General features: G+C 64.0%; 18 protein-coding genes. 8 read left to right on the forward strand and 10 right to left on the reverse strand.

The window, feature by feature from the left end; genetic code table 11:
- Positions 1-12 precede the first annotated feature (12 nt).
- The 4 genes from ACFX5Q_RS14380 to ACFX5Q_RS14395 all read right to left on the reverse strand — a co-directional run bounded on the left by ACFX5Q_RS14380 (position 13) and on the right by ACFX5Q_RS14395 (position 4,716).
- The gene (locus ACFX5Q_RS14380; protein WP_404278868.1) at positions 13-333 is read right to left on the reverse strand and encodes a hypothetical protein; all 321 of its coding nucleotides are present in this window, start codon (positions 331-333) and stop codon (positions 13-15) included.
- Positions 330-2,879, reverse strand: coding sequence for a caspase family protein (locus ACFX5Q_RS14385; RefSeq protein WP_404278870.1), 2,550 nt, complete (start codon positions 2,877-2,879; stop codon positions 330-332). Before ACFX5Q_RS14385 ends, ACFX5Q_RS14380 begins: the two co-directional genes overlap by 4 nt.
- A gap of 275 nt (positions 2,880-3,154) precedes the next feature.
- A complete protein-coding gene (locus ACFX5Q_RS14390) occupies positions 3,155-4,552 on the reverse strand; it encodes an FAD-binding oxidoreductase (protein WP_404278872.1) in 1,398 nt (465 codons plus the stop codon).
- The gene (locus tag ACFX5Q_RS14395) at positions 4,549-4,716 is read right to left on the reverse strand and encodes a hypothetical protein (RefSeq protein ID WP_404278875.1); all 168 of its coding nucleotides are present in this window, start codon (positions 4,714-4,716) and stop codon (positions 4,549-4,551) included. Before ACFX5Q_RS14395 ends, ACFX5Q_RS14390 begins: the two co-directional genes overlap by 4 nt.
- Before the next feature lie 94 nt (positions 4,717-4,810).
- On the opposite strand from ACFX5Q_RS14395, the gene ACFX5Q_RS14400 reads away from it, so the two are divergent.
- The 8 genes from ACFX5Q_RS14400 to dhaL (ACFX5Q_RS14435) all read left to right on the forward strand — a co-directional run bounded on the left by ACFX5Q_RS14400 (position 4,811) and on the right by dhaL (ACFX5Q_RS14435) (position 13,950).
- Positions 4,811-6,289, forward strand: coding sequence for a sugar ABC transporter ATP-binding protein (locus tag ACFX5Q_RS14400; RefSeq protein WP_404278877.1), 1,479 nt, complete (start codon positions 4,811-4,813; stop codon positions 6,287-6,289).
- 40 nt (positions 6,290-6,329) lie between these two features.
- Complete coding sequence (locus tag ACFX5Q_RS14405) at positions 6,330-7,334, forward strand: ABC transporter permease (RefSeq protein ID WP_404278879.1); 1,005 nt, start codon at positions 6,330-6,332, stop codon at positions 7,332-7,334.
- 133 nt (positions 7,335-7,467) lie between these two features.
- Complete coding sequence (locus ACFX5Q_RS14410; protein WP_404278881.1) at positions 7,468-8,454, forward strand: substrate-binding domain-containing protein; 987 nt, start codon at positions 7,468-7,470, stop codon at positions 8,452-8,454.
- A 62-nt stretch (positions 8,455-8,516) separates the two neighbouring features.
- Complete coding sequence (locus ACFX5Q_RS14415) at positions 8,517-9,287, forward strand: SDR family oxidoreductase (RefSeq protein ID WP_404278883.1); 771 nt, start codon at positions 8,517-8,519, stop codon at positions 9,285-9,287.
- Between the two features lie 22 nt (positions 9,288-9,309).
- Positions 9,310-10,302 carry a dihydroxyacetone kinase subunit DhaK gene (locus ACFX5Q_RS14420; protein ID WP_006206719.1) on the forward strand — a complete coding sequence of 331 codons (993 nt, stop codon included), beginning with the start codon at positions 9,310-9,312 and terminating at the stop codon, positions 10,300-10,302.
- A gap of 11 nt (positions 10,303-10,313) precedes the next feature.
- Entirely contained in the window at positions 10,314-10,973 is a 660-nt protein-coding gene (gene dhaL, locus ACFX5Q_RS14425) for a dihydroxyacetone kinase subunit DhaL (protein WP_404278886.1), read from the forward strand.
- 160 nt (positions 10,974-11,133) lie between these two features.
- Positions 11,134-13,230, forward strand: coding sequence for a bifunctional sugar-binding transcriptional regulator/dihydroxyacetone kinase subunit DhaK (locus tag ACFX5Q_RS14430; RefSeq protein WP_404278888.1), 2,097 nt, complete (start codon positions 11,134-11,136; stop codon positions 13,228-13,230).
- A gap of 63 nt (positions 13,231-13,293) precedes the next feature.
- A complete protein-coding gene (dhaL, locus tag ACFX5Q_RS14435; protein ID WP_404278890.1) occupies positions 13,294-13,950 on the forward strand; it encodes a dihydroxyacetone kinase subunit DhaL in 657 nt (218 codons plus the stop codon).
- Between the two features lie 62 nt (positions 13,951-14,012).
- On the opposite strand, the gene ACFX5Q_RS14440 is transcribed toward dhaL (ACFX5Q_RS14435), so the two are convergent.
- Genes ACFX5Q_RS14440 through ACFX5Q_RS14465 form a run of 6 tightly spaced genes read right to left on the reverse strand, consistent with a single transcriptional unit; the run spans position 14,013 to position 22,612 of the window.
- Positions 14,013-15,218 carry an NAD(P)/FAD-dependent oxidoreductase gene (locus tag ACFX5Q_RS14440; RefSeq protein ID WP_404278892.1) on the reverse strand — a complete coding sequence of 402 codons (1,206 nt, stop codon included), beginning with the start codon at positions 15,216-15,218 and terminating at the stop codon, positions 14,013-14,015.
- Positions 15,215-16,030, reverse strand: coding sequence for an NAD-dependent epimerase/dehydratase family protein (locus ACFX5Q_RS14445; protein ID WP_404278894.1), 816 nt, complete (start codon positions 16,028-16,030; stop codon positions 15,215-15,217). The genes ACFX5Q_RS14440 and ACFX5Q_RS14445 overlap by 4 nt, the downstream gene beginning before the upstream one ends.
- 3 nt (positions 16,031-16,033) lie before the next feature.
- Complete coding sequence (locus ACFX5Q_RS14450) at positions 16,034-17,236, reverse strand: pyridoxal phosphate-dependent aminotransferase (protein ID WP_404278896.1); 1,203 nt, start codon at positions 17,234-17,236, stop codon at positions 16,034-16,036.
- Entirely contained in the window at positions 17,233-18,852 is a 1,620-nt protein-coding gene (locus tag ACFX5Q_RS14455) for a hydantoinase B/oxoprolinase family protein (RefSeq protein ID WP_404278898.1), read from the reverse strand. The genes ACFX5Q_RS14450 and ACFX5Q_RS14455 overlap by 4 nt, the downstream gene beginning before the upstream one ends.
- Complete coding sequence (locus ACFX5Q_RS14460; RefSeq protein ID WP_404278900.1) at positions 18,849-20,945, reverse strand: hydantoinase/oxoprolinase family protein; 2,097 nt, start codon at positions 20,943-20,945, stop codon at positions 18,849-18,851. The genes ACFX5Q_RS14455 and ACFX5Q_RS14460 overlap by 4 nt, the downstream gene beginning before the upstream one ends.
- On the reverse strand, positions 20,942-22,612 hold the full coding sequence (locus ACFX5Q_RS14465) for a thiamine pyrophosphate-binding protein (RefSeq protein ID WP_404278902.1): 1,671 nt from the start codon (positions 22,610-22,612) through the stop codon (positions 20,942-20,944). Before ACFX5Q_RS14465 ends, ACFX5Q_RS14460 begins: the two co-directional genes overlap by 4 nt.
- Positions 22,613-22,719: the final 107 nt, after the last annotated feature.

The raw sequence follows: 22,719 nt of genomic DNA on the forward strand, positions 1-22,719 counted from the left end.
GCGTCAACCTCATCACCAACTGCTGCCTCCGCCTCCGCTACCGCCACCACCAATAGCGGGAATGACAGGCGGCTTTTTGGGGGCTTCTTCAACCGGCTGGACCTCCTCAACCGGTTCGACCACTTTCTTGGTGGTGACCTTTTTCTTCTTCAAGACCTTTGGCGGCGGCACCGTGCGAACGACCTTCGGCTGGGGCTTCGCCACCAGCGGCGTAGGTTCAGGCTGGGGCACCAGGGACGTGCAGCCCATGAGCCCTGCCACAAGGCCGGACAAAATTGTTCCGATGATTGCCTGCTTCGATGTCCTGCCCACCATTGCCTCCCAGTTGCTCAAAACAAATCCCGACGCGGATTGGCTTCTTCCCAAACCCGCCTGGCCGCATTGACCAGTTGAGTGTCCAGCGAACCGGACGCGGGAATTTTCGACTTGAGTTCCTGTCGCAGCTGTTTCAGCGCCGCGGTTTTCGGCTTCGCTCCGAATTGCGCCAGTATCTTCGGGGCGTCCGGCAACTCCTTGCGCAGATCGAGCGCGACCGCGAATGCAAGGAAACGCACGGCGACGGCCTGATCGACCTTGTTGCCCTTTTGCATTTCGAGAGCCGCGCGATCCCAGGCAGCGGAGTGATCGCCTCGCGCGGTTGCCAGCTCGAACAGTCTTTGCGCCTCCGCGAGATCCTGGTCTACGCCGGCACCGTCCCGGTACATGCGCGCAAGGCTGGCCGGAGCGTAGGGCTGGCCGAGATCCATGGCCTTCTGGAAAAGCGCCTGCGCCTGCTTCGGGTCCTTCTCCACGCCCTGGCCGCTGAGGTAATTGCGGCCGAGCAGGTTCATCGAATACATGTCCTGCCGTTGCACGCCGGCCTCGAGGAAGGCAACGGCACGAGCCGCATCGGCGGGGACGCCGTTGCGGCCATCGGTGAAGATCGAGGCGAGCTCGTTCATGGCATAGGTGTGCCCCATCGCCGCCGCCTTGAGCAGCAGGTCCAGGCCCTTGGCCGTATCGGGCTTGACGTCGTAGCCGTTGAACAAGGCGCGGCCCCACGCCATCATCCCGTAGGGATCGCCCTTGTCGGCCGCCGCCTTGTAGAGGGCGTTGGCCTGCGTGCGGTCGATGGCCGTTCCGGTTCCAGTCGCATACATGTAGCCGAGTTCGAACACGGCGCGGACATGTCCCTTCTTGGCGGCCTCCTCGATGACCGTCTTCGCTTCCTCGACCTTGCCGGCAGCAAGCAGCGCGCGCCCCAGTTCGTAGCGAAAGCGCGACACATCCGGATAAGCCTTCACCGCGGCCTCGCAGACCTCCACCGCCTTGTCGCCGATTTCATTCGGCAGCAGGCCGGGGACGACGCCTTGCAGGTCGAGCGGTTCGCCGGCGGCCGTATCGCAGGGGTCGACCGTCGGCGACAATTTCATCGTGGCGGGTTTCGACGAACTGCTGTCTGCCCGGATCTCGAAACCCACCGTGACCGGCGCGCCGGCGCCGATCTGGGGCTCATAGCGCAGTCGGTCGACTTCACCGGCCATCAGGCTCGATTCCGGTGTCAGTGTCCGATCCGGCAGCGAAAGCGTTCCCGTTGCCGGATAGCTCGCCACCTTCAGGCTGACCGCGGGATCCTTTGTCGGGAAATCCAGCTTCAGCGAAACCGGGCCGACGCCGACCGGAATGCTGATCTCGCGATTTTCGATTGCCTCGGCGGCGCCGGTGATGTGAATGCCCCGCTCCAGCACCTGCTGCTTCTGCTCGGCCTCCAGCGAGGCCATGATCTGTTCGCCTTCGGCCCCTTGCCCGCTTTTGACGCGGAACACCATGATGCCCTGGGATTGGCCGCCCCAATTGTCATGCGTGGCATAGGCCAGCATGTCCACCTCTTCCGGCGCACCGACTGCCTTGGGCACATCCATCTTCAGGCGGGGCAGATCCTTGCCCTGGATCTGTTCGCCCACTTTGACTGGCTTGCCGTCCAGCATCAGGCGTCCGAGCGCAGGCGCCCTCTCGATGCTGACGGTAATTGATCCGCCATCGACGTCGACCGGTTCCGGCAGGTCCAGAGCAACGGGTCCGACCCCGGACGGCACGATTTTCTCCAACACCGGTGGCAGCGAGAGACGGCTGCTCCGCCGCATCAGGACGACGTCGTCGATCAGCGAGGAGTTTTCCCAGGGAACCTGCACGCCTTTCGTGGCCTCGACCACATCCCGGCGCACAGCCGCCATGACCGTCCGGATCTCCTGGTTCGGCGCGAGCGCGCGATGCGAGAAGGCCGCCGAAAACGGGCTGAGGTCGCCGGTGCCGTCATAGGCGACCGCCCCGGGTTCGGTGGCGAAGGCAATCAGCGTGTTCAGCGAGCTTTTCACCTGCGCAAGGCCGGTGTTGCCGGCGGTGATCAGTTGGTCCCTCAGCCAATAGTCCTTGCGCGGAAACGGATTGTTGCGGCAGGCATCGAGGATGATCACCTGGATCTTCGACTTCGCGCGCAACTGCTGCAACACGTCATTCAGCTTGATGGCCTGGACCTCTATGTCTGCCGCATTTCTCAGCGAAGCATCCACGGGGATCAGGAAATTTTCGCCACCGACCTGAAAGCCATGGCCTGAATAGTAGACGATCGACAGATCCGCGCCGTCCACCGCCGAGAGATAGTTGCGAAACTGCTCCTCGAATTGCAGCTTGGTAAGATCCTTGGCGACGAAGACCTCGAAACCGGCCAGCCGAAACGTTTTGGATACGTCCTCGGCATCCTTGTCCGGGTTCTTCAGCGCCGGATTGTACCGGTAATCGGAATTGCCGATGACAAAGGCAACCCTTCGATCGGCGCGAGCTTCAAACGTCGAGAAGCCCGCGAGGATCAAGGCTGCAATGAACGCGCAGCATCGGAGCATGGCAGATTCCTTAACTGCTATTACCTGAAGACCACAAGAATGCAGCTTGCGGTATCGAGGTCTGTTAAAGAGGTCACAGTCTGCCGAGACAGAAAAAGAGAGAGAAAAGCCGTCGCGACAGCGGGCACATTCCTCGTCTGATCAGGCTCTAAATTAGCTCAGAGCCGGGCTGTCCGCAATGATGTCGGCGGGTTCGAGCGTACCGGCGCCGTCCTTCATGCATTTGGAGCGCAACGCGTCGACATAGAGCCAAGCCGATGCTCGATCTGCCGGGGTTAGAAACCTCGGGGCGCGGCGTCGAATATGCGCCCGGGATTGAGGATGTTGTTCGGGTCGAAGGCCGCCTTCAGGCGCCGCATGGCGGCGATCTCGGCCTCGCTGCGCACCAGGTGCAGCCATTTCTTCTTGTCGAGGCCGATGCCGTGTTCGGCCGAGACGCCGCCGCCGGCGGCGGCCACGCCCCGATAGACGATGTCATAGGCCAATGCCGGCTCGCTGGTCTGCACCTGATAGTGGAGATTGCCGTCGCCGAGATGGCCGAAGACGTAGATCTCGGCATTGCGGTCAGCAGTGCGGATCGCCGCTTCCGCATCTCGAAGGAACGCTGCTATCCGCGCCAGCGGGATGCTGATGTCGACGCCGACCAGGCCCTCGATCGAAAACAGGAAGCGGTTGGCGTCTTCCCGCACGTCCCACAGCGCGCGGAACTCGCGCGGCGACTGCGAGACGACCACGTCGTCGATCACGCCCTCCTCGACGGCCTGCATCAGCACCGCGGCGAACCGCTCGCCGTCCCGGTCCGGCTCGGTGCCCTGTATCTCGGCCAGCACATAGACGGGCGAACCGGCAGGCAGCGGCGCCGGCGCCTGCATGCCGGCAACCATGGCGCCGTAGAGCGGCGAAAAGTTCACCTCGTAGGCCGACAGCAACGGCCCGAGCCTTTGCTTGAGCAGTCCGAGCAGCGCGATTGCCGCTTCCAGCGAGGCCAGCGCGCAGAAGGCGTTGACCTCCGTGGCCGGCTTCGGGTGCAGCCGCAGGCAGGCGCGCGTGACCACGCCCAGCGTGCCTTCGCTGCCGATGAAGAGCTGGTTGAGATCGTAGCCGGAATTATCCTTGGGCAGGCCCTTAAGCGAGGTCAGGATCGAGCCGTCCGCCAGCACCGCTTCCAGACCCAGAATCTGGGCGCGGTACATGCCGTAGCGCAGCACGCGAATGCCGCCGGCATTGGTGGCGACATTGCCGCCGACGGTGGCCGTTCCCCGCGCCCCGATATCGACGCCGAACAGCAAGCCGGCCGCATCGGCCGCGTCCTGAACCACCTGCAGCGGTACGCCGGCTTCGGCGACGATCGTCGCCGCCTCGCGGTCGGGCGCCTCGATCGCCGTCATCCGCTCCAGCGACAGCACCGCCTCGCCCGACTCGACGCGCGCCGCACCGGCAAGTCCGGTGCGGCCGCCATGGACGACAAGCCGCTGGCCGATGCCGTTGCAGAGCCGCAGCATCTCGGACACCTCCGTCGTGATCCGCGGACGCAGGACGAGTTCCGGGCGCACTCCATTCTTTCCGGAAAGGTCGTCGCAGTAACGCGGGTCGACCGCGTCACCAACCAGGACAGAAGCGGTATCGAACCGCGCATGGAGCTGGGAAAGAAGCTGTTCCACCGGTCGCGTCATAGGGTCTGGATGTCCTGGAAGAAGCCTGTTCCCGGCGTCCTGCCTGGGGGCAGAGCCTTGGTCAGCGGCATGAATTTACGTTTGCCAATGAGGTTGGACGCGCGGCGGAAAACCGTCAATCCAGACATCGCAAAATCATTAACTTGACATTTGTCGATCATCAACTGACTATTGTCATCATCGACATATGGAGACGAGAGTTCCGGTGTCGATCAGCCTCCAAAACGGGGGGTGCCTGATGTCTGGGAGGAGAACGGCGTGGAGCTTTTGCTCGAGGTGGAAGGGCTTAAAAAGTCCTTTGGTGGCGTCGCCGCCTTGCGCGACGGCCGCTTTCAGCTTCGGGCCGGCACGGTTCATGCGCTCTGCGGCGGCAACGGCGCCGGCAAGTCGACCTTCCTCAAGATCCTGATGGGCATCTTCAAACGCGATTCCGGCGCCATCCGCCGTCGCGGCAAGGAGGTGGAATTCGCAAGCCCGGCCGACGCACTGGCCTCGGGCATTGCCATCATCGAACAGGAACTCAGCCCCGTTCCCCACATGACGGTCGCCGAGAACATCTATCTCGGCCGCGAGCCCAAGGCGCGCTTCGGCGGCATCGATTTCCGGGCCATGAATCGGTCGGCGCAAAAGCTGCTGGACGATCTCGAATTCGATATTCGCGCCACAAGCTACATGATGAACCTCTCGGTCGCGCAGATGCAGCTGGTCGAGATCGCCAAGGCGCTCAGCCACGACGCGGAGGTCATCTTCATGGATGAGCCGACGTCGGCGATCGGCGAGCGGGAGGCCCAACACCTCTTCGACGCGATCCGCCGGTTGCAGGCGCAAGGGCGCGGCATCGTCTATGTTTCCCACCGCCTGTCGGAGATTTTCCAGATCGCCGATTCCTACACGGTCTTTCGCGACGGCGCCTATGTCGGCAGCGGGGCGCTTGCCGAAATCGACCGGCCCGGCCTCATCCGCATGATCGTCGGACGCGAGTTGTCGGAGGAGTACGTCAAAACCAACGTGCCGACGCCGGAAATCGGCATCGAGGTCGCCGCGCTCTCTTGCCCGAACAAGATCGAGGACATCTCCTTCTCGGCCCGCAAGGGCGAGATCTTCGGCATTTACGGCCTGATGGGCGCCGGGCGAACGGAAATCTTCAACTGCCTGTTCGGGCTCGACAAACCGTCGGCGGGACGTGTTGCGGTCGACGGCGCCGAGGTCACCATCTCCAAGCCGGCGGACGCCATGGCGCTTGGCCTGGCGTTGGTCACCGAGGACCGCAAGCTGACCGGCCTCAATCTCTCCGATTCCGTGCGGGCAAACATCTGCATGGCGAGCCTGCCCGAAATGAGCCCCGCCTTTGCCATGGACCGGGCTCGCGAGGCGCGGGCAAGCCGCGACATGCGCGATCAGTTCCAGATCAAGGCGGCGCGCGACACGATGCCGGTCTCCGGTCTTTCGGGAGGCAACCAGCAGAAGGTGGTGCTCGGCAAATGGTTCCTGCGCAACCCGAAAGTCCTGCTGCTGGACGAGCCGACCCGCGGTGTCGACGTCGGCGCCAAGCGTGAAATCTATCGGATCATCAGCGACTTCGCCGCCGCCGGCGGTACCGTGGTGATGATCTCGTCTGAAATCGACGAAGTTCTCGGCATGTCGGACCGGATCATGGTGATGCGGGCCGGCAGAAGCGCCGGGATCTTCAGCCGGGAGGAAACGGATGCCCAATCACTCGTTCACCTATCAACCTGAACCGGGACAGGGTGTTCGCTCAATGGCAGAGGAGCCAGTAATGTCGGTTGGCGACGACAAGAAGGCGAAGGGCTGGCTGGGTTCCGAGCAGCGACGGCTGTTGATCCAGGAATACGGCATCTTCCTCGCCTTCCTGATCCTGGTGGCGGTTCTGTCGGTCTCGAACGAGTTCTTCCTGACCGCCGGCAACATCTCGAACGTGCTGCTGCAGACCTCGATCAACGGTGTCCTCGCCATCGGCATGACCTTCGTCATCCTGACCCGCGGCATCGATCTCTCCGTCGGCTCGGTTGTGGCGCTTGCCGGCATCGTCAGCGCCAGTTTCGTCACCAGCTCCGCGACCGCCGGAATTTCCGGGGCGCCCTATCCCGTCGCCCTGGGGACCGGCATCGGCCTGCTGGTCGGCATCGCCTGCGGCGCCGTCTCCGGCTTGATCGTGTCGCGGTTTTCGGTGCCGGCCTTCGTGACGACGCTGGGCATGCTCTCGGCCGCGCGCGGGCTGACCCTCATCTACGGCGGCGGCCGTCCCGTTCCCGCGTTGACGCCGGCCTTCCGCTGGATCGGCACGGGCGACGTCTTCGGCATACCCGCGCCCGTCCTCATTCTGGCGATCGTGTTCGCCGTCTCGTGGTGGATCCTCAACCGGACCCGTTTCGGCCGCTACATCTATGCCGTCGGCGGCAACCCGCATGCGGCCAGGACCTCGGGCATCAACATCACCCGCATCCAGTTCGTCGTCTATGTCATCTCCGGCGGGCTTGCCGGTTTCGCCGGAATGCTGCTCAGCGCGCGTACCGGTTCGGCGCTTCCCCAGGCCGGCATCGCCTACGAACTGGACGCGATCGCGGCGGTGGTGATCGGCGGGACCAGCCTTTCCGGAGGCGTCGGCCGGGTCACCGGCACATTGATCGGGGCGCTGATCATCGGCGTCATGAACAACGGCCTCGATCTGATGGGTATCCAATCCTACTACCAGCAAGTGCTCAAGGGCGCCCTGATCGTTGGCGCCGTGATGCTCGATCAGAAGAGGAACTACGGGGCTTAGCGCTTTGGAACCAAAGCGGATTCCGCTTTGGCAATATCGATGCTCGACAGCCCCCTTCAGGCACCGGACCTGCATCACGCGCGTCCGTTGAAAGGCGAACCATGTCGGTCGCTCACTTAGTGGAGGTAACAAAATGAAAAGATGGATGATTGCGCTCGCATCCGCGACCGCGCTGCTGGCCTCGTCTGCGATGGCGCAGGAGAAGATCAAGATTGGCGCCGCTCCTTACGGGTTGAATGCGGAGTTCATGCAGATCTGGGCGGCGGCGCTTCAGGAGCACCCGGCCGTCAAGAGCGGCGAAGTCGAGCTGACGGTGTTTGACGGCCGCTATGATGCGCTGGTCCAGCAGGACCAGTTCAAGACGATGGTCACGCAGAAATACAACGCGATCATCTTCGCGCCGATCGACGTCGACGCCGGCGCCGCCGCCGTACAGTCGGCCGCCGACGCCGGCATTCCGGTCATCGGCTCGAACACCCGCGTCAATTCCGATCTGCTGACCTCCTATGTCGGATCAGACGACACGATCTCGGGCTACATGGAAGCCAAGACCGTGCTCGACAAGATCGGCTGCAAGGGCAACGTCGTCATCCTCGAAGGGCCGGTCGGCCAGTCCGCGCAGATTTCCCGCCTCGAAGGCAACAAGAAGGCGCTTGCCGAATGCCCTGACGTCAAGGTTCTCGAGGACCAGACCGCAAACTGGTCGCGCGCCGAAGCCCAGACCTTGATGGAGAACTGGCTGACGGCCCACCCGAAGCAGATCAACGGCGTGATCGGCCAGAACGACGAAATGGCTCTCGGCGCGATCGAGGCGATCAAGGCCGCCGGCCTTGACGTCAAGAGTTTCGCCATTGCCGGCATCGACGGCATCACCGACGCGCTCCACGCCGTCAAGGCTGGCGAGATGACCTCGATCCTCCAGGACGCGCGCGCCCAGGCTCAAGGCGCGCTCGACCTCGCAATCTTCAATGCCAAGAAGGGTGACTACAAGCCTCAGTCCGACATCTGGACAACCTACAAGGACATGCCGTGGAACGACGGCAAGGAGAAGATCTACAATGTCCCGTGGACGCCGGTGACGGCTGAAAACGTCGACCAGCTTCTGGCGACGCGCAAGTGATACAACCGTGGGGCGGGCTGACCGCCCGCCCCACTTTCCATCAGGACTGGAAGAAGAAAACCATGACCGATTCAATAGACGTCGATCTCAATTTTTCGCTGGGCGGCAAGGTCGCCCTGGTCACCGGCGGCGCCTCCGGCATCGGCAGTGCCATTGCGTCGGCATTTGCCGCGAAAGGGGCCGTCGTCGGCGTGATCGATATCAATGAATCGCTTGCGCGGGCGAAGGCCGACGAACTCGGCAACGGCGCGAAATCCTTCGTCTGCGATGTGGCCGATCCAAAGTCCGTGGAGGCGGTGTTCGCCGCGGCGCAAGCGGTTTTCGGCGCTATCGACATCGTCGTCAACAGCGCCGGCGTCGCCATCCTTGCTCCCGCCGAGGAACTCACCCTAGACGCCTGGGACAAGACGATCGACATCAATCTCAAGGGGACGTTCCTTGTCTGCCAGGCCGCCGGGCGCGCCCTGATCAAGGCCGCCAAGGGCGGCAAGATCATCAACATGGCTTCGCAGGCCGGCAGCGTCGCGATCGACCAGCATGCTGCCTATTGCGCCTCGAAATTTGGCGTCATCGGCCTGTCGAAGACGCTCGCCGCCGAGTGGGGCAAGCACGGCATCACGGTCAACACGATTTCGCCGACGGTGGTGCTCACCGACCTCGGCAGGAAGGCCTGGGACAACCCGCGCGGCGAGGCGCTGAAGCAGCGCATTCCGACCGGCCGTTTCGCGTTTCCGCAGGAGATCGCCGCGGCGGCAGTGTTCCTGGCGTCGAACGGCGCCGACATGATCAACGGCGCCGACCTCCTGGTCGACGGCGGCTACACCATTGTCTGAGCGGCGAAGGATCGGAGTAACAATGCAGCGGTTCATCAACAACCCCGACGAGGTCGTCGAGGATACGGTCAAGGGCTTCGTCAAGGCGCATGCCGACCTGGTCAGGCTGGGCAGCAACCCGCGCGTCATCGCCGCCCGCCATGCGCCGGTCGGCGGCAAGGTCGGCGTGATCACCGGCGGCGGCTCCGGCCACGAGCCCGCCTTCATCGGCTACACCGGCCGCAACATGCTGGACGCGGTCGCGGTCGGCGAGCTCTTCTCGTCGCCGACCGCAAAGAGCTTCCTCGACGCCGCGCGCGAAGCCAATGGCGGCAAGGGTGTCGTCTGCCTCTACGGCAATTACGCCGGCGACAACATGAACGTGAAAATGGCCATAAAGCTCGCGGCCAAGGAAGACATCGAGATCGCGACCGTTGTCGCCAATGACGACGTCTGTTCGGCGCCACCGGAAGAGCGCGAGAAGCGCCGTGGCGTCGCCGGCGAGATCTTCATGTGGAAATGCGCCGGCGCCAAGGCCGCGCTAGGCGCCGGCCTAGAGGAAGTGCAGGCGATCGCGCAACGGGCGATCGACAATTGCCGTTCGATCGGCGTCGGCCTTGGCCCGTGCACGCTGCCGGCGGTCGGGCATCCCAATTTCCTGATCGAGCCGGGCACGATGGAAGTCGGCATCGGCCATCACGGCGAACCGGGTGTGCGTGTCGAGCCGCTGAAGCCGGCAGCCGAAATAGCCCGCGAGATGGTCAAGGTCGTCCTCGACGACCACGGTCTCGCCGCCGGCACGGAAGTGGCGGTGCTTGTGTCCGGCCTCGGCGCAACCCCGGTCAACGAGCTCTACATCCTCAACGACACGATCGAGACGGAGATCACTGGACGCGGCTTGACCATCCACAAGACCTATATCGGCAACTATTTCACCTCGCTGGAAATGGTCGGCGCCACGCTCACGGTCATGGCGCTCGACACCGAGCTGAAACGATTGCTGGACGTCGATGTCGATTGTCCGGCAAGGCTTTAGGAAACAGGCGCATGCAGCAGTTTGACAACGCTTCCGCCGGCGACATCGTTCTTTCGCTGGCCGACAGGATCATCGAGAACCGCGCCTATCTCAGCGAGATCGACGGCAAGATCGGTGACGGCGACCACGGCGTCAACATGGCCAAGGGTTTCGGCATGGCGGCGGACAGGATCCGCGGCAACGACATGTCGCTGGCCACGGCCTTCGACACGCTGGGCACCGTGCTGATGACCGAGATCGGCGGCTCGATGGGTCCGCTCTATGGCGTCATGTTCACGCAATTCGCCGAAACGATCGAAGGTTCCTCATCGATCGATGCCGGGACATTCAGCGCCATGCTCAGCAACGGTCTCGACGGTATCCAGTCAATCGGCTCGGCCAAGGTCGGCGACAAGACGCTGCTCGATACGCTCGTCCCGGCCATCGAGGCCTTCGACGCCGCCAATGCCGGCGGCAAGCCGTTCCCGGAAGCCCTGGATGCACTGGTCGTCGCGGCCGAAAAAGGTCGCGACAGCACCAGGGATCTTTTGGCGAAGATCGGCCGCGCCAGCCGGCTCGGCGAGCGCTCGGTCGGTGTCCTCGACGCCGGCGCCACATCCTGCGCCCTGATCCTGGAAACCCTGGCGCACGGCGCCAAGCAGAAACTGCTGTCCGCGACCGCTGGAGGCTGAACACGGGAAAGGCTCCTGCCGAGCACTGGCTTCCGGCTGATTTCCAGCCGGAAGCCGGGTTGGTGCCGGATCGGACCAGGCGCCGTCAGGCCAAGATTGAGTGTTCTGCCATTTACGCTCATCTTGGCGATCGATCTTGGATTCGGGGAAACTTGGCAGCATGACCGTCAAGACATCATCGGCGCGCAAGAACGGCACCGTGCGAGCGGGAGCCGAGGCTGCGTCCGAACCCATTCCGCTGCGCTATGGCGACGACCCGTATGTCTGGGCCTGCTGGCTCTACTACGAAGATCACATGACGCAAGGCGACATCGCCGAGATCATGGGCATCTCGCGGGCAACTGTGAACAGCTACCTCGCCGATGCCCGCGCCCGGGGCATCGTCAACATCTCGCTCGAGCCGTCACGGCTGAGCTCGCTGTCGATCGCGCAGGAGCTCAAACGTCACTTCGGCCTGCATGACTGCCTCGTCGTGCCGAGCGACGACAACACGCGACCGCTGATCGACCGCCTTGGCGGAGCTGCCGCGCAGGCCCTTGCCAAGCTTTTGAAATCCGGTGACACGCTCGCCGTTGCCTGGGGGCGCACGATCCTGGCGATCGCGGAGCAGGCATCGGTGCCCGGCCTTCAGGACGTCACCATCGTCCAGGCCACCGGCGGAACGGCCGCCAGCTTCGCCTATACGCCCGAGCTCTGCGCCGCCGCCATCGCCGGCGCGGTCAAGGCGAAGCTGATCAACATCACGGCGCCCGCGGTCGTTTCCATGGTCGAGGTTCGCGATATGCTGTTGCGCGAGCCGCTGATCCAGAGCCAGTTCGGCGCTTTAGCCAAAGCCAACAAGGCGCTGTTCGGCATTTCGTCCTTGCGTCCGAACTCGACGATCCACACCAGCGGCTTCTTTGAATCGGTTTCGCTGCAGCAATATCTCGCCAAGGATGCCGTCGGCGTCGTCGCCGGCCGCTTCATCGACGGGCAAGGCAATCCTGTTGCCGGCCCGCTGGACGACCGGACGATCGGCATATCGCTCGACATGCTGAAGGCCATCAACTTGCGGATCGCGGTCGCCGGCGGTTTCGACAAGGTGCCGGCGATCCTTGCCGCGCTGCGCGGCGGCTACGTCAATGTGCTCATCACCGACGCCGCCACCGGCCGCGGCATCCTCAATGCCGACGGCGTGACGGAACTCGACCAAAAGCTCTCGCAACGCCCAAGGGTCGACAACACGGTGGCGCTGCCCAGCCACTTCCGCACCCACATCAAGAAGTTCCTCAACGACCCCAATGATGTCGTCGAGGAGATGCTCGACGGCGTGGTGAAGGCCAATGCCGCCTATGTCATGCCGATCAAGGGGTCGCATCGCGCCCTCGTCGCCCGCACCGGACCGAGGCCAGGCAAGGTCGGGCTTGTGGTCGGCGGCGGCACCGGGCACGAGCCCTGCTTTCTCGGCTATGTCGGCAAGGGCCTCGCCGACGCCGTTGCCGTCGGCAACATCTTTTCGTCACCGCCTCCCGGCACGATCTTCCAGTGCGCCAATGCCGCATCGGGGGGGCAAGGCGTGCTCTTCGTCTACGGCAACTATGCCGGCGACGTGATGAATTTCGAGATGGCGGCCGAGATCGCGGCGGAACACAATATCGAGGTTCGCACGGTGGTGACGACGGACGACATCGCCTCGTCTCCGCTCGAGGACAAAGAAGGCCGGCGCGGCGTTGCCGGCAACTTCTTCATGTTCAAGATTGCCGGGGCCGCCTGCGACCGCGGATTGTCGCTCGACGCGTGTGAGGCCGTGACGCGCAAGGCCAACGCGCGAACCTTCACCATGGGCGTCGCGCTGGAGCCTTGCTCCATGCCGCAGACCCGCCGCCACAATTTCGAGATCGGCCCCGACGACATCGAGATCGGCATGGGCATCCACGGCGAGCCTGGCGTCATCCGCGAAAGGATGATGAGCGCCGACGCGATCACCGACCGGATCATGGACCGCATCTTTTCGGAAATGAAGCCGGCGGCGGGAGACCGCGTCGCGGTGCTGGTCAATTCATTTGGCGCAACGCCGCTGATGGAACTGTACATTCTGTTCAGGCGTGTCGAGCAGCGGCTGAGCGCCAAGGACATCGCGATAGAGGCGAACTGGGTGGGACATTACTGCACCTCGCTCGACATGGTCGGTGCGTCGATAACGGTCATGCATCTCGACGCCGAGCTTACAGAATTGTTGCATCACCCTTGCGACACGGCCGTCCTGCGGGTTGGTTGAAGATAGCGAGATAGGCGCCCCCGTGAAGACGGGCGGCATCCTGCTTGAACTGGGAGGAACACGATGTCGGACAACGCGGCGCGACGCCTGAGCAGGATGTTCTATCGCATATCGATTGCGATCGAGGCGGGTAAGGACCACCTCTCGGATCTGGATGGCGCCATCGGCGACGCCGACCACGGCATCACCATGTCGCTCGGCTTCATGGCGGTGAATGCGGAACTGGCCAAGCTCAACCTCGACGACACGCTGCCGTCGGAGGTCTTCACGGCCGCCGCATCGGCCTTTCTCGATGCCGTCGGCGCATCCACGGGACCGCTCTATGCCACCGCCTTCCGGCGAGCGGCACAAGCGCTCAAACAGGATGAATGCCTTTCAGCCGCCGATCAGGCAATGATCGTCGAGGCTATGACAACCGGCATCAAGGAGCGCGGCAAGGGACAGCGCGGCGACAAGACGATGCTGGATGCCTGGATCCCGGCCACGGAAGCGGCCGTCAACGCACGCGCCCGCGCGGCCGGAGGCCTGGAGATGTGGAACAGCATCCTGGAGGCTGCGGAAGCCGGCGCGAATTCAACGCGGTCGATGGTCGCGGCCCGCGGCAGGGCGGCCAGGCTCGGCGAGCGGTCCCTCGGGCACATGGACCCGGGTGCCGCCTCGGCCGTCATCATCCTGCGGGCGATGAAGGACACCTTTGGCGAAGGCGAACCGGCAAGATAGACTTCGGCGTGGCCTCGGAGATTCGTGCAGCAAGTCAGAGCCCAACAAGATCGACGCCGGGGTCAGATAACAGCCTTTTCGAGGAATGGCCGGTTCTCGACGATGCGCTCGTAGCCGACCTCAGACAGGTCGAGCGTTCGAAAGCCGCCATAGACGACGAGCTCCGCCACGCCGCGACCGGCCGCCGGCCCCTGCTGCAGACCGTGTCCGGAGAAGCCGTTGGCGAAGATGAAGTTCTTGACCTCCGGATGGGGACCGACAATCAGATTGTGGTCGAGCGTGTTGAAATCATAGTGCCCGGCCCACTGGTTCACGGCCTTGATCGCCTCGAATGCAGGCGAGCGCGCGGCCAGCGCCGGCCAGATGATCTCCTCGAACTCGTCGTAGCGCGGCTCGAAATCATCCCAGTCGGAACACGGATCTTCCACCGGCGGACAACCGGTCAGGAGGAAGCGGCCTTCCGGCCGGCAGAACACGCCGGACGGGTCGATCATCAGCGGCAGGCGGCCCTGGTTTACGGTGGCCGACCCCTCGGGAGACTGGGCGCAGTCGAACACGAACAACGTGCGCTTGCGCGGTTCCACGGGAACATCGAGCCGCGCCATGCGGGCGGTGAGCGCCGCCCGGGGACCGGAAGCATTGACCAACACGCCGGTCGATACCACCGCCCCGGATTTCAGGGTGACATCTGTAATATTACCGCCCTCGCGGCCAATGGCCACCACTTCGTCGGTCACGTACTCGACGCCCAGCGACCGCGCCTTGTTCTTGAAGCCGTACATCAGGCCGGTGTTGTTGAACCAGCCTTCGCCGGATCGGCCATAGGAGGCAAGCAGGATGTCGTCGACGTTTAGATGCGGAAAGGCGGCGGCCACTTCATCGCGCTGCCACAGCACCACATCCGCGCCGCAGGCTTGCTGCACGGCATGGTTCTCGCGCAATGTCTGCACCTGCTCCTCGGTGTTGGCGAGGAACAGGTAGCCGCCCTCGTGAAAGGCGAGATCAGGCCTGTCGGATCCCACCTGCATGGTGTCGGCGAAGTTGCGGATGAATTCCGTGCCGAACTGGCTGATGCGGACGTTGATGGGATTGGAGAACTGGTTGCGGATCGACGACGACGACAGCGACGTCGACGCCTTCGCATAGGTCGGATCCATCTCGACCACCAGGACGGTCCCTGAGAAGTCCGGATTGGCAGCCAGGAAATAGGCAACGGCGGAGCCGATCACGGCCCCGCCGATAATGACGACATCGTAGCTCTGCTTCACGATTTCGGCTCGTCGTCCGGATGGCCGAGTTCGCAGAACCAGCCGCCCAGATATTTCACCGACGGCGCCTTCGGATCCAGAACCGGCGTCCTCGCCTCGACCGCGGCGCGGAACGGCTCCGCGCTGTCCTGCGGATAGAATCCGAGATGGTTCGCGCCGCTGTTGTCGACCATCTTCAACCTGTTGTCGGAGATGCCGAACGAGATCGTGTGGCCGACGCGCGGCGCGGTCAGCGACGCTTCGACGAGGCGCACGCAATCGGCAAAGGAAAGGTACGACCACAGCATGCGGCGGTCGGCCGGCTCGGGGAATGACGAGAAGATGCGCAGGCACACCGTCTCGATGCCGAACTTGTCCCAATAGAGCCGGCTCAGGCTTTCGACAAAATTCTTCGACACGCCATACAGGCTGTCGGGCCGCACCGGCGCATCGACGCCGATATGCGCCTCGACCTCGTGATAGCCGATAGCGTGCACCGAGGAGGCGTAGATGACGCGCTTGACGCCGTGTTTCCGCGCCCCTTCATAGATATGGTAGGAACCGCGGATGCTGGAATCCAGGATCGTCTGCCAGGCGCATTCGAGCGGCGCGCCGCCGAAATGCACGATCGCGTCGCAGTCCTTGGTGGCCGCGATCGTCGCCTCCATGTCGGCAAGGTCGAACACCGCTTCTTCCTCGTGCGGAGCAAGATCGCCGAATGGTTCGCGGCCCGCCAGGCGGATCGTCTTTGCCAGCGGCACCAGCCCCTTACGCAGCTCCGAGCCAAGACGGCCGGCCGCGCCGGTGATCAGGATGCGTTCGTATTGGGGCATGGTCTACTCCACTTGTGCGACGGCGGCATTGATCCGCGCGATCGCTTCGGCAAGCACCTCCTCGCTGGTGGCGGTGGAGATGCGGAAATAGGGTGAAAGTCCGTAGGCGGCGCCCGGCACCGAAGCGACGCGGCCCTCATTCAGGAGATAGCTCGCAACCGCGGTGTCGTCTTCAAGCACGACGCCCTTGGGCGTCTTGCGGCCGATCAGGCTGGCGCAGCCGATATAGGCATAGAAAGCACCCTCTGGTGGCGGCAGCGTCAAGCCGTTGATGCGCCTGATGCCATCGACCACCAGGTTCCTGCGCGCTTCGAAGGCTTGACGGAACCGGGCCACCTCGTCCTGCGGGCCGTTCAGCGCGGCGACCGTCGCCGCCTGGGCGATCGAGCATACCGAGGTGACCGACTGGCTCTGGATGGTCGACATCGCCTTGACCAGCGGCGCCGGCCCGGCGGCGTAGCCGACACGCCAACCGGTCATCGCATAGGCCTTGGCGACGCCGTTGACGATCAGGCTTCGGTCCTTCAGCTCCGGACAGGCCTTGCCGAACGACACGAATTCACGACCGTCGAAGATGATGTGCTCATAGATCTCGTCGGACAGCACCAGCACCTGGCTGTGCCTGGCGAGGATTGCGCCAAGCGCCTTCAGTTCGGCCTCGGAGTAGACCGCGCCCGACGGGTTGCCCGGCATGTTCAGGAACAGCCATTTGCTCCTCGGCGTGATCGCCCGCTCGAGCAGTTCGGGCGTGAGCTTGAATCCGGTCGCTTCCGGGCATTCGACGACGACCGGCGTGCCGCCCAAGAGCTTGACCATCTCGGGATAGGACACGAAATAGGGCGCCGGCAGGATCACCTCGTCGCCGCCTTCCAGCGTCGCCATCAAGGCGTTGAAGATGATCTGCTTGGCGCCGTTGGCCATGACGATGTCATCAGCGGCGTAGTCCAGCCCGTTCTCGCGCCTGAATTTCGCGGCCACGGCCTCGCGCACTTCCGGCGTGCCTGCGGCTGCGGTGTAGAGGGTCTGGCCCGCCTTGGCGGCCGCATAGGCCGCTTCGGTGATGTGGGCAGGCGTCGGAAAATCCGGTTCGCCAAGGCCAAGGTCGATGACGTCGACGCCTTTGGCCCGCAGCGCCTTGGCGGCCTGGGAGGCCGCCATCGACGCCGACGGCTTGACCACGGAAAGGCGCGAGGAGATGTAGCTCATTTGCCGTCCTCCGTAACATATCCCCTGGATTGATCCTGCGCCCTCGCCTCGGCGCTGCGCTTGGCCGGATCGCCATAGCCGCCGCCGCCCGGCAACTCCAGGATCAACCGACGTCCCGCCGGCACATGCTGCCATCCCTTCGGTCGCATCAGCTTGCCGTCATCCAGCTTGACCACGCCAGCCTGGCCGTCCTTGCCGCCATTGCGGCCCTTTGCCGGATGCTTGACGCGGTCGAACATGGCCGAGAACTCGAACTCATGTCCGTCAAGGGCGCTGATTTCCAGAACCTGGCCAAGACCGCCGCGAAATTCGCCATCACCGCCCGAACCAGGCCGGAGTTCCTTGCGCCAGATGACGATCGGACCGGTGTGCTCCGTCGCTTCGATCGGCATGGTGTGAACGCCGGAGGGGAAGGCTGTTGCCGACAATCCGTCCAGTTCGGGACGGGCGCCCATGCCCCCTGAATTGAACATCAGCACCTCGGCGCGACGGCCGGCACCGCCGGCAACCGGCCGGGCCGAGATATGGATATTCCACAGCGCGGCGGCACCTTCCGCCAGGATCTTGCCGGGCAGCGCCTGGGCCATCGCGCCGAGCACGAGGTCAGGAACCATGTGACCGATGACATGCCTCAGCGATACCGGCGCCGGCCGGGCCGCGTTCAGGATGTTGACAGGCGACGACACGGTGAAGAAGGCCAGCGAGGCGGCATTGTTGGGAATGTCGGGCGCCACCACGCATTTCAGCGCATAGCAAGCATAGGCCTTGGTGTAGATGATAGGCACGTTGATGCCCCAGCGGCTCATCGGCGCGCTGCCGGAGAAGTCGACATTGAGATGGTCGTCATGCACCGAAACGGCCGCCGCCAGCTTGACCGGGTCGTCGTAGCCGTCGGTGACCAGTTCGTTGGACCATGTCCCCTTCGGCAGAGCCTTGATCCGTTCCAGCATGGCGTTATGCGTGCGCGAGAAGATGAACGCGCCGAGACCATCGAGCGATGCCAGGCCGATCTCGGTCATCATGCCGACAAGCCGCCGATGGCCGACCTCGTTGCACGCTGCAAGCGAATAGAAATCGCCGACAACCTGGTTCGGCTCGCGGACGTTGCAGCGCAGGATCTTCACCAGATCGCGGTTGACCACGCCCTTCTCGGCGAACTTCATGATTGGGATCTGGATGCCTTCCTCGTAGACCGACTTGCCGTCGGCGCCAAAGCCCCGCCCGCCGACATCAACGACATGCGCGGTGCAGGCGAAGAAGGCGACGAGTTCGCCATTCAGGAACGAGGGCGAGACCATCGTGATGTCGTGGAGATGGCCGGTGCCTTGCCAGGGATCGTTGGTGACGTAGGTGTCGCCCTCGTACATCTCCTCGCGCGGAATCTCGTTCATGAACTGCAGCACGGCCTCGGCCATGGTGTTCACATGCCCGGGCGTGCCGGTCACCGCTTGCGCCAGCATTTCACCGCGCGGGTTAAACACGCCGGCGGACAGATCGCCCGACTCGCGCACGGAAGTTGAGAAGGCCGTGCGCAGCAGGGTCAGCGCCTGTTCCTCGACGACGGAGATCAGCCGGTTCCACATGACCTGCATGCGGATTTCGCCAATGTCGCTCATGCCGCGCTCTCCTTGCGGATCATCAGAATGGCACCGTCGCTCTGCATGACGGCGTCGAATGGTGTGGTGACGACCGTCGATGTCTCGCGCTCCACGATCACGGCCGGCCCCTTCACGCGGTCGCCTGCCGAAAGGCTGGTGCGTTCGACAATCGCCGTAGTCTGCATCGTCCCGGTACCCGGATCGAAGACCTCCCGTGTCACCGAGACCGGCACGTTGCGCGTGCCGGTCGTGATCTTGTGCTTTGCGGAGGCGGGCCGCTCGTCGCTTGCCTTCACGGACCAGGTGACGACCTCGATCTCGAGCCCGTCGAGCCCATCGATGGCGCGGCCGAAAAAGCGCTCGTAATTCTTGCGGAAGGCATCCGCCAGGGTGACGGCGGCGTCTCCGGCGAAAGGCTTGTCGGGCAGAGCAACGGGGATTTCCCAGCCTTGGCCCGCATAGCGCATGAAGGCGGTGATCTCGCGCACGATCTTGCCGCTGGTGCCGGCACGCACGAAGCTCTCGGCCGAAGCTTTCAGATCGTCGAGCAGCGCATTCGCCTCATCCGCCTTGAACTGCGAAAGCCGGATCAGTTTGGACGCCAGCGCCTCATAGCCGAAGGGCGCTTTGAGGAAGCCGATCGCCGAGCCGACGCCGGCACCCTGCGGCACCAGGCATTGGTCGAGGCCGAGCTTTTCGCAGAGCCGCGCCGCGTGCAGCGGTGCTGCGCCACCGAAGGCGATCATGACATTGTCCGAGATGTTCTTGCCGTTCTCGACCGCGTGAACACGGGCGGCGTTGGCCATGTTCTCGTCCACCACCTCGCTGATGCCGAACGCCGCCGACAGCGGGTTGAGCGACAGGCGTGCGCCGACATCGCTCGTGATCGCGCCTTGCGAGGCCGCAGCATCGAGCTTGATGGCGCCGCCCGCGAAATTGTCGGGGTCGAGCTTGCCCAGCACCAGATCGGCATCGGTGATCGCCGGCCGTTTGCCGCCACGCCCGTAGCATGCCGGCCCCGGCTCGGAACCGGCGCTCTCAGGGCCGGTCTGGATGCGTCCCATCGCATCGACCCAGGCAATCGAGCCGCCGCCCGCCCCGATCTCGATCATCTCGATCACCGGGATCGAGATCGGCATGCCGGAGCCCTTGCAGAACCGGTAGGTGCGCGCGACCTCGAAGGTCCTGGCCGTCTGCGGCGCATAATCCTCGATCAGGCAAATCTTCGCGGTCGTTCCGCCCATGTCGTAGGAGACGACGGTATCCAGATCGAAACGCAGGGCGATATCGGCGGCGAAGATGGCGCCGCCAGCCGGACCGGATTCGACCAGCCGCACCGGAAATTCGGACGCCGTTTCGACCGAGATCAGCCCGCCTCCCGAATGGATCATGAAGACCGGGCAGTCCGCGCCCATGTCCTTCAGCCGCGTCTGCAGCCGGGCGAGATAGCTGGCCATCTGCGGGCGGACATAGGCGTTGGCGCAGACCGTGTTGAAACGCTCGAACTCCCGCATCTGCGGCGAGACTTCGGCGCTGACGGAAATCGGCATATCCAGTTTTCGCGCCAGGATTTCGCGAGCCCGCTGCTCGTGCGCTGGATTCATGTAGGAATGGATGAAACCGATCGCGACCGCGCCAAAACCGCCCGCGGCGATCTGGTCGGCGATCTCTTCCAGGGCGGCCTCGTCCAGCGGCTGCAATTCCTGGCCTTCGGCGCCGATGCGGCCCTTGACGGTAAAGCGATGCTCGCGCGGGATCAGCGGCATCGGCAGTTTCAGGTTGAGGTCATACTGCTCGAAGCGGTTCTCGGTCCGCATCTCGATCACATCGCGAAAACCCTCGGTCGTCACCAACGCCGTTTTGGCGCCGCGTCGCTCGATGAGCGCGTTCGTCGCCAATGTCGTGCCGTGAATGACGATGCCGATGTCGGCTGTCGAAATCTTTGCATCGCGCACCACGATGGCGATGCCATCGAGGATCGCCTGCTCGGGCGCCGAATAGGTGGTGAGCACCTTGGTCGAAAAGATCGTTCCGCGCACGTCGAGCGCGATGTCCGTGAACGTCCCGCCGATGTCTGCGCCGAGACGGATGTCGTCTGTCCTGGTGGTCATGCCTTGGCCTTCTGCGAAGCAAGTGCCGCCTCGCGCATCTGGGAGAGGGTCTGGCGCGGGGTCAGCGCCTCGGGGGAAATCACGAGTTCCAGAACCGCACCAGTCGGCGATGCCAGCGCCCTCTCGAATGCGTCAGCGAAATCCGCGGTGGGTTCGACGCGTTCGGCATGGAAGCGGTAGGATCTGGCAAGGCCGACGAAATCCGGGTTCTCGATATTCGTTCCCGAAACGCGCGCCGGATAGTGCCGCTCCTGATGCGCGCGGATCGTGCCGTAAATGCCATTGTTCAGGATCAGCACGATGGGCTGCGCGCCGGCCTGCATGGCAGTCCCGAGCTCCTGGCAATTCATCTGGAAATCGCCGTCGCCGGCGAAGCAGACGACGGTGCGGTCGGGAAACGCCACCTTGGCGGCAATCGCCGCCGGCAGGCCGTAGCCCATCGCGCCGGACTGCGGCGCGAGCAGCCGCGCCTTCGGCCCGAACTTGAAGAACTTGTTCGGCCAGACCGTGAAATTGCCGGCGCCGTTGGTCAGGATCACGTCGTCGGGCAGGTTTTTGCGCAGCCATGCGCTGACTTCGACCATGTCGACCGGACCAGGCTGGGCGGGTGCCTTGAACGCACCTTCGTAGCTTGCCCTGGCCTTGGCACGCCATTCGGCCCACCCGCCCTCGACCGGGGTCAGCGCTTTGGCGAAAGCATTGGGGCCGGCATGGATGCCGACGGAAGGAATGTAGACCTTGCCGATCTCGCGGTCCGACCCGTGGACATGGATCAGTTTCTGGCTTGGCTCGGGCACCGACAGCAAGGTGTAGCCATCGGTCGTCATTTCTCCGAAGCGCACATTGATGGCCAAGATCACGTCGGCTTCGCGGATCAGCGCCTTAACGTGCGGCACCATGCCCACACCGGCCTCGCCGACGAAAACCGGCGAGCCATTGTCGAACTGATCCTGGAACCGGAAGGCTGCCACCACCGGAATGTCGGAAGCCTCGGCGAAGGTCTGCAGCGCAGTGCGTCCTTCGGCCGTCCAGTTGGTGCCACCGATCAGGATCACCGGCCGGCGCGCCGCGGCAAGCATTTCTTGGGTTGCGGCAACCGCCTCCACTGCAGCAGCGGGTTCGAACATTGCAGCCGGACCACTGAGCGGAGCGGCGTTCGTCATCGTGGTCAGCATGTCCTCCGGCAGCGCCACGACGACCGGGCCAGGCCGTCCCGTCAGCGCCGTGGTCCATGCCCGCGCCACGATCTCGGGAAGACGCGAAACCTCGTCGATCTCGACCGCCCATTTCGCCAGCGTGCCGAACACCGCGCGATAGTCAACCTCCTGGAATGCCTCGCGGCCCTTCATGTCGGTGCCCACCTGGCCGACGAACAGCAGCATCGGCGAACTGTCCTGCATGGCGGTATGGACGCCGATGCCGGCATTGGTGGCGCCGGGGCCGCGCGTCACGAAGCAGATACCCGGAGAGCCGGTCAGCTTGCCATAGGCGGAAGCCATGAACGCTGCACCGCCTTCGTTGCGGCAGAGCACGTAATCCAGTCTGCCTTCGGTATCGTGCAAGGCGTCAAGAACAGCCAGGTAGCTTTCTCCGGGCACGCCGAAGCTCTTGGTCGCGCCCAGTGCCATCAGGCACTCGACAAGAAGCTGGCCGCCATTGCGCATCATGGATCAACTTTCTCAATGCCCGGCGGATGGGCGTGAATACTTTGTCGCCTGCCGAGCTTGGGCCACTTTTCGTTTTGAACCTGCACGTTGACGAGACGCGGCGAAAT

It is taken from the genome of Mesorhizobium sp. IMUNJ 23033 (assembly GCF_044778005.1).
GTDB classification, from domain to species: Bacteria; Pseudomonadota; Alphaproteobacteria; order Rhizobiales; family Rhizobiaceae; genus Mesorhizobium; species Mesorhizobium amorphae_A.